Annotated in this window: 4 protein-coding genes; all 4 read right to left on the minus strand. The window is 45.1% G+C overall.

Annotated features, from left to right (window positions below):
* Positions 1–57: 57 nt before the first annotated feature.
* The 4 genes from STRDD04_RS01345 to asnS all read right to left on the minus strand — a co-directional run bounded on the left by STRDD04_RS01345 (position 58) and on the right by asnS (position 6282).
* Positions 58–1794 carry an ABC transporter ATP-binding protein gene (locus STRDD04_RS01345; protein WP_062198677.1) on the minus strand — a complete coding sequence of 579 codons (1737 nt, stop codon included), beginning with the start codon at positions 1792–1794 and terminating at the stop codon, positions 58–60.
* Positions 1784–3526, minus strand: coding sequence for an ABC transporter ATP-binding protein (locus STRDD04_RS01350; RefSeq protein WP_062198679.1), 1743 nt, complete (start codon positions 3524–3526; stop codon positions 1784–1786). Before STRDD04_RS01350 ends, STRDD04_RS01345 begins: the two co-directional genes overlap by 11 nt.
* Positions 3527–3622: 96 nt before the next feature.
* Complete coding sequence (locus tag STRDD04_RS01355) at positions 3623–4810, minus strand: MFS transporter (protein WP_062198681.1); 1188 nt, start codon at positions 4808–4810, stop codon at positions 3623–3625.
* A gap of 125 nt (positions 4811–4935) precedes the next feature.
* Positions 4936–6282 (minus strand): asparagine--tRNA ligase, encoded by a 1347-nt coding sequence (gene asnS, locus STRDD04_RS01360; protein WP_062198683.1) that lies wholly within the window; start codon positions 6280–6282, stop codon positions 4936–4938.
* Positions 6283–6333 lie beyond the last annotated feature (51 nt).

The raw sequence follows: 6333 nt of genomic DNA on the forward strand, positions 1-6333 counted from the left end.
AGTTTTGTTTATCATTAATCTATAAACTCGCTCCCAAACTTTCACTAAGCTGCCCTCTTACTCCTGCGCCGTCTGCATTTGGTAATAAACACCTCTGTCTGCCATGAGCTCCTGATGATTCCCATGTTCGACGATATCACCATCTACCATGACGAGGATGATGTCCGCATTTTGAATAGTGGACAGGCGGTGGGCGATGATAAAGCTAGTCCGTCCCACCATGAGCTTGCTGAAAGCCTCCTGAATCAAGACTTCTGTCCGAGTATCGATAGAGGAAGTCGCCTCATCCAAGATTAGGATTTTAGGAACAGCGAGGAAGACACGAGCAATGGTCAAGAGCTGCCGCTGACCTTGAGAAAGAGAGTCTCCAGCATCCGCTAGGTAGGTGTCGTACCCCTGAGGCAGCTGCTGGATAAAGAAATGAGCATTGGCCGCCTTGGCAGCTGCAATAACCTCTTCTCGGCTGGCGTCTGGCCGGCCAAAAGCTATGTTGTCGTGTATAGTCGCCGTCTTGAGCCAAGTCTCTTGCAGTACCATACCGAACTGCTGACGATAAGAGGCTCTGGTGTAATGACTAATGGGAGTACCGTCTAGCGAAATAAGACCACTGTCTACATTGTAAAAGCGCATGAGGAGATTGATTAAGGTAGACTTGCCCGCACCAGTTGGCCCGACAATAGCAACCTTACTAGCTACTGGAATCCTTATATTCAAATCCTGAATCAGCTCTTTACCAGGCTCATAGCCAAAAGCCACATGCTCAAAGCTAATCTGTCCTTTGACATTTTCAGGATGAAGAATTTCCTGACCAGACTCTGCTATTTCTTCTTGGTCCAAAACGCTATAAATCCGCTCCGCACAAGCTAAAGCGCTCTGCAATTCCGACATGACTGACGATATATCATTGAAAGGCTTGGTGTACTGGTTGACATAGTTGAGAAAGGTTACTAGCTGCCCAACCGTAAAGCCTGTTCCCTGAATGATGCGTACAGCCCCAAAGCCCACAATCAAAGCATAGATCAAGGCATTGATAAAACGAGTCGAAGGATTGACCGTCGAAGAATAGAAAATGGCCGCCTGCGAATAATCTGCATAGGTTTGATTGCTGCGACTAAAAGCTGTATCAAACTGTTCTTGAGCATTAAAAGCTTGTATCAGACTTTCCTGGGTCAGACTTTCCTCAATCAGCTGGGTCTGTCCCCCTCTCACCTGCGTCTGACGTTGGAAAAAGCTAAAACTCTTTTTGGCTATAAAGCGCGCTAAGAAAAGAGAAAGGGGCGTCAAAATCAAAACCAAAAGAAGGAGGAAGAAGTCCAATCTGGCCATGCTAATGATAGTCACTAAAATTGTCAGCAAACCCACAAAAAATTGATTAAAAACCATGAGTAGGCCATTGCTGAGTTGCTCCAAATCGGTCGTCACACGACTAACCAAGTCACCGGTTCCCTGCCGATCCAGATAGGCCAAAGGCAGATAATGAACTTTCTTGATAACACCCTGTCGGAGCTGCTGGCTATAGCGATAGACCAGCTGATTATAGAGCAAGGGATTGAGCCATTGAATCAGCGTATTGGCTAAGATAACCAGCAGCATCTGGCCCAAAATCGGCATCACATGCTGCTCCGCTTGAGGAAGAAGAACACTATCAACCGCATTCCCGATTAAAACTGGAAGAAGAACAGTCAGAGCCACTTGAGCCACCGTTCCCAGACTAGCTAGGAGAAAGAGCCAGCGCGCCTGCAGCAAATCTCGAGTCAAACGCCTCAAGCTGCTAGGTGATGTCTTATGCTTCATGCTTTCCCTCCTCTCCTTGACTATGCTGTGAGTGATGAATTTCTCGGTAAATAGCAGAGCTGACTAAGAGTTCCTCATGGCGACCAAGAGCCACCTGTTCTCCCTTATCTAGGACTAAAATTTGATCCGCTGAGCGCAAGCTATTGGTCCGCTGAGAGATCACGACCAAACTGGTCTCTGTCAATTCATTCTTAATGGCCTGCAAGAGTCTAGCCTCTGTCAGATAGTCCAGAGCTGAGGTCGCATCATCTAAAACCAAGAAGGGCGCCCTCCGCAAGACAGCTCTGGCAATGGTTAAACGCTGACGCTGACCGCCAGAAAAATTCCGACCAAAGGCCTCTACAGTCGCATCCAAGCTATTTTCCTTCTGAGAGACAAAGTCTGCCGCCTGAGTAATCTCTAAAGCCTGCCACAAGTCTGCATCTGTTGGCTTGGTTGACAATCCTAAAGTCAGATTGGAGCGAACAGTTCCTTGAAAAAGCTCCGCCTTCTGAGGTACCAGACTGATCCAAGACCGCCATTCGCTCAGATTTTTAGGACTGCGTCCTTGGGAAAAGATAGTCAACTGACCAGCAGCAACTGGATAGAGATGAGTCAGCAGCTGAACCAGAGTAGACTTCCCTGAACCTGTCCCTCCAATAACCCCCAAAGTCTGATCTCTTTTCAAATCAAAAGTCAGACCAGTCAAAGCAGGACTAGCCGCATTGGGATAGGAAAAGCTGACCTGCTGGACTTTAATGGCTTGATCCGGCAGAGCTGTTTCCTGCACTAATTCCTGCAGGACATCTTCTTCTGCTTGCTCGAATACCTGATTGATACGACCTGCACTGATATAGCTTTGATTGAGGGAATTTACTAGCATCGCCAGTTTGAGCAATTCCACCAAAATTTGCAATAAATAATTAACCAAGGCCACTAGCATCCCCTGGGTCAGCAAACCCTTGCCGATAAAGCTATTCCCCTGCCAAATCACAGCAATCAGGGTACCATTGACCGTAAGAAAGGTCAGAGGGCTAATCAGACTAGCCAGAGCTCCAGTCCTGATTTGCCATGTCTTATAGAGCTCATTACGATTGCGAAAGGTCTGAACCTCGCGCTGGGTCTGACCGAAAGCGCGTATGACCCGCATGCCCTGCAGCTGCTCACGCGTCAGATTGACGAGCTGGTCAGTCAGCTGACGAATCTTGGCATAGAGAGGATTCATCAGACGAGACATGAAAACGATAATAGCCGTTAAAATTGCCACCATGAGCAAGAACCACAAGGTAATGACCGGACTGATAGTAAAGGCCATGATGATGGAGCCAAAAACGATGATAGGCGCCCGCAGAAAGAGACGAAGAAATTGATTGATGCCCATCTGGATCTGATAGGTGTCGCTCGTCAGCCGAGTCACCAAGCTAGAAGTCGTCAACTCATCCCGACTAGCCTTGGGCAAACGCAGGATTTTTTGATAGAGGTCTCTTGTCATCTGACGAGTAAAGCCCACTGCCGCCTTTGACGAATAATACTGGGCCACCACCGCTACCACCACGCCCAGCGCAGCCAAGCCCATCAAAAGAAAAACCATCCAGTAGAGATGGGAGCTGTCCTTTCGGGGAATAGTCTCATCCACAATCCCCGCAATCAAAATCGGAACCAACAGTTCAAAACTGGCCTCCAAAAGCTTGAACAAGGGCCCGAGCAGAGACTCCCTAATATAGCCCTTGAAATATTTCAATAAATCTTTCATACCGCCTACTTCTCCATTAAACTGTATTTATTTTACCATAATTTTCAAAGGCTAAAAAATATTCTCCTTCTGACCAGCAGAAAGAGAATATTGATATTAGATTTCTTGTAAGTTCTGGCTTATTTTCTTTAGACCCATATGCAAAAATGGTGTCGTTACTAATAAGAAGCCGCCTAAAGCTATAAAAGTCCGGTCGAAGCCAAAGTAATCAATCAACCAGCCCGTCACAGGGAAAATGACAATCATACTCAGGCTGAACATCATAGAGTAGACACTGAGCATGGTCGCCCGTACTTCACTTGGCAGCTGTTTTTGTAAATCATTGTCAAAAATCGGCTGAAAAAGAGCATACAAGGCGTTGCTGATTAGATAAATCAAAATATAGATGATTGGCGTGCCAAAATAGGACAGCAGGTAGCTTGCTCCAGTTAGAAAAACCACTGAAGGAAAAAGTTTCAAGGCAGAAAACTTCTTTCCAATCACACTCGCCAGATAGACCGCTAAGATATTCAAAGCACTGCCAATCAGCATGACTACCGAAATCTGCCAATCTTTTAAGTCAGGCAATTGATTCTGATAATAAAAATAAAACATACACATCAAGGTGCAGATGATCTGTGACAGAATCATCCAGGTAAAAAGACTAGGATTTCTCTGCAACTCCTCTTTGACAGCCCAAATAATCTTTTTCATAGTCAAACGCTCAGCTTTTTCTGCTTTGACACTCGGCTCTTTCAGCATCCAAGTCAAGAAAAGAACGATGATAGAGGTGCCAATCATGATATAGTAGGTCAGATGCAATTGTCCATGGACAAAAAATCCAGCCCAGACCGTTCCCAAAGACCGGGTCGCTTCAGCCACTCCAGACATAAAACTGGAGATGGATAAGTAACGTTCCTTGAGTCCAGCCTCTACAGAAGAATCATAAACCAAGGCCGCACTTGTCCCCGAATCAAAATTATAGGACCAAGCACTAATCACCATAGCCAGTGCATAAACCCAAAAGTTCCCCTGCCCGGCCAACATGAGAACAGAAGACACAATCCCAGCTATCCGGCTCAGATAAAGATTGGTCTTATAGGAAAAGCGATCCGCCAACATCCCAGAAGGAATTTCACAAATAACGCTAGTCGCATGAAAAATACTTTCCAAAAGCCCAATCTGCCAAAGTGACATGCCGTTTTGACTTAGAAATAAAATCCAAAAACTGGTAATGCCTAGAAAGGCAAAAAATTCTACTCCGGCCATTAGGCCGATATTTTTCCGATAACTTCTTTTAAACATATTTTCTCCTTTAACAAGTGTTTTCTAATTTCTATCCTTTATCACTTGTTAATCCGCTGTTTACATGATCTCCACCTCTTCTTTCTAGTGCTTTGAAAAAACGCCCCATGGGCGTTTGATTCGTTTTATGGTTTAATACGGTGCAGCATACGTGGGAATGGAATGGCTTCACGGATATGCTTGGTTCCTGCTACAAAGGTTACCATACGCTCGATACCGATACCGAAGCCACCGTGCGGAACTGTTCCATACTTACGAAGATCAAGGTAGAATTCATATTCTGTCGTATCCATACCAAGATCATTCATCTTAGCAACGAGGGCATCATAGTCTTCCTCACGCATAGAACCACCGATGATTTCACCGTAGCCTTCTGGTGCAAGTAGGTCTGCACAGAGGACACGGTCTGGATTTCCAGGAACTGGCTTCATGTAGAAAGCCTTGATAGCTGCTGGGTAGTTCACGACAAAGGTTGGTACACCAAAATGGTTTGAAATCCATGTTTCATGCGGTGAACCAAAGTCATCTCCATGTTCCAGATGTTCGTAGTCTGCATCTTCATCATTTTCATGCGCTTGCAAGAGGTCAATCGCTTCATCATAGCTAACACGCTTGAAAGGCTCTGCAATATAGCGTTTCAAAAGTTCTACATCACGTTCCAGTGTTTCCAAAGCTTGAGGAGCACGGTCAAGAACACCTTGAATCAAGGCTTTAACATAAGCTTCTTGCAAGTCGAGTGATTCATCATGTGTCAAGTATGAATACTCTGCATCCATCATCCAGAACTCAGTCAAATGACGACGGGTTTTTGATTTTTCGGCACGGAATACAGGACCAAAGTCAAAGACACGACCAAGAGCCATAGCACCTGCTTCCAGATAAAGCTGACCTGACTGACTCAAGTAAGCTGGAGTTCCGAAGTAGTCTGTTTCAAAGAGCTCAGTTGAGTCTTCTGCTGCATTTCCTGACAAGATTGGGCTGTCAAACTTCATAAAGCCATTCTTGTCAAAGAATTCATAGGTAGCGTAGATAATGGCATTGCGGATTTGCATCATAGCCACTTGCTTACGAGAACGTAGCCACAAATGACGGTTGTCCATGAGGAAGTCAGTCCCATGTTCTTTAGGCGTGATTGGATAGTCATTTGACTCACCAATTACTTCGATGTCTGTAATATCTAGCTCGTAGCCAAATTTTGAACGCTCGTCTTCCTTGACAATCCCTGTCACATAAACAGACGTTTCTTGGCTCAAGCGTTTGATAATATCAAACTTTTCCAATCCTTCTTCTTCGCCAAATTTCTCAATGAAGTTAGGCTTGAAGGCTACTCCTTGGAAAAAGGCAGAACCGTCGCGCAACTGCAAGAAAGCAATTTTCCCTTTTCCTGACTTGTTGGCTACCCAAGCACCAATCGTTACTTCTTCACCAACATGATTTTTTACATCAATAATCGTTACATACTTTTTCGACACGTGTTCTCTCTTTTCTATTTTATTTTTTATGATAAACAGCCTCAATGTTGT

Origin of the sequence: Streptococcus sp. DD04 (genome assembly GCF_001578725.1) — a bacterium.
Classification (GTDB): Bacteria; Bacillota; Bacilli; order Lactobacillales; family Streptococcaceae; genus Streptococcus; species Streptococcus sinensis.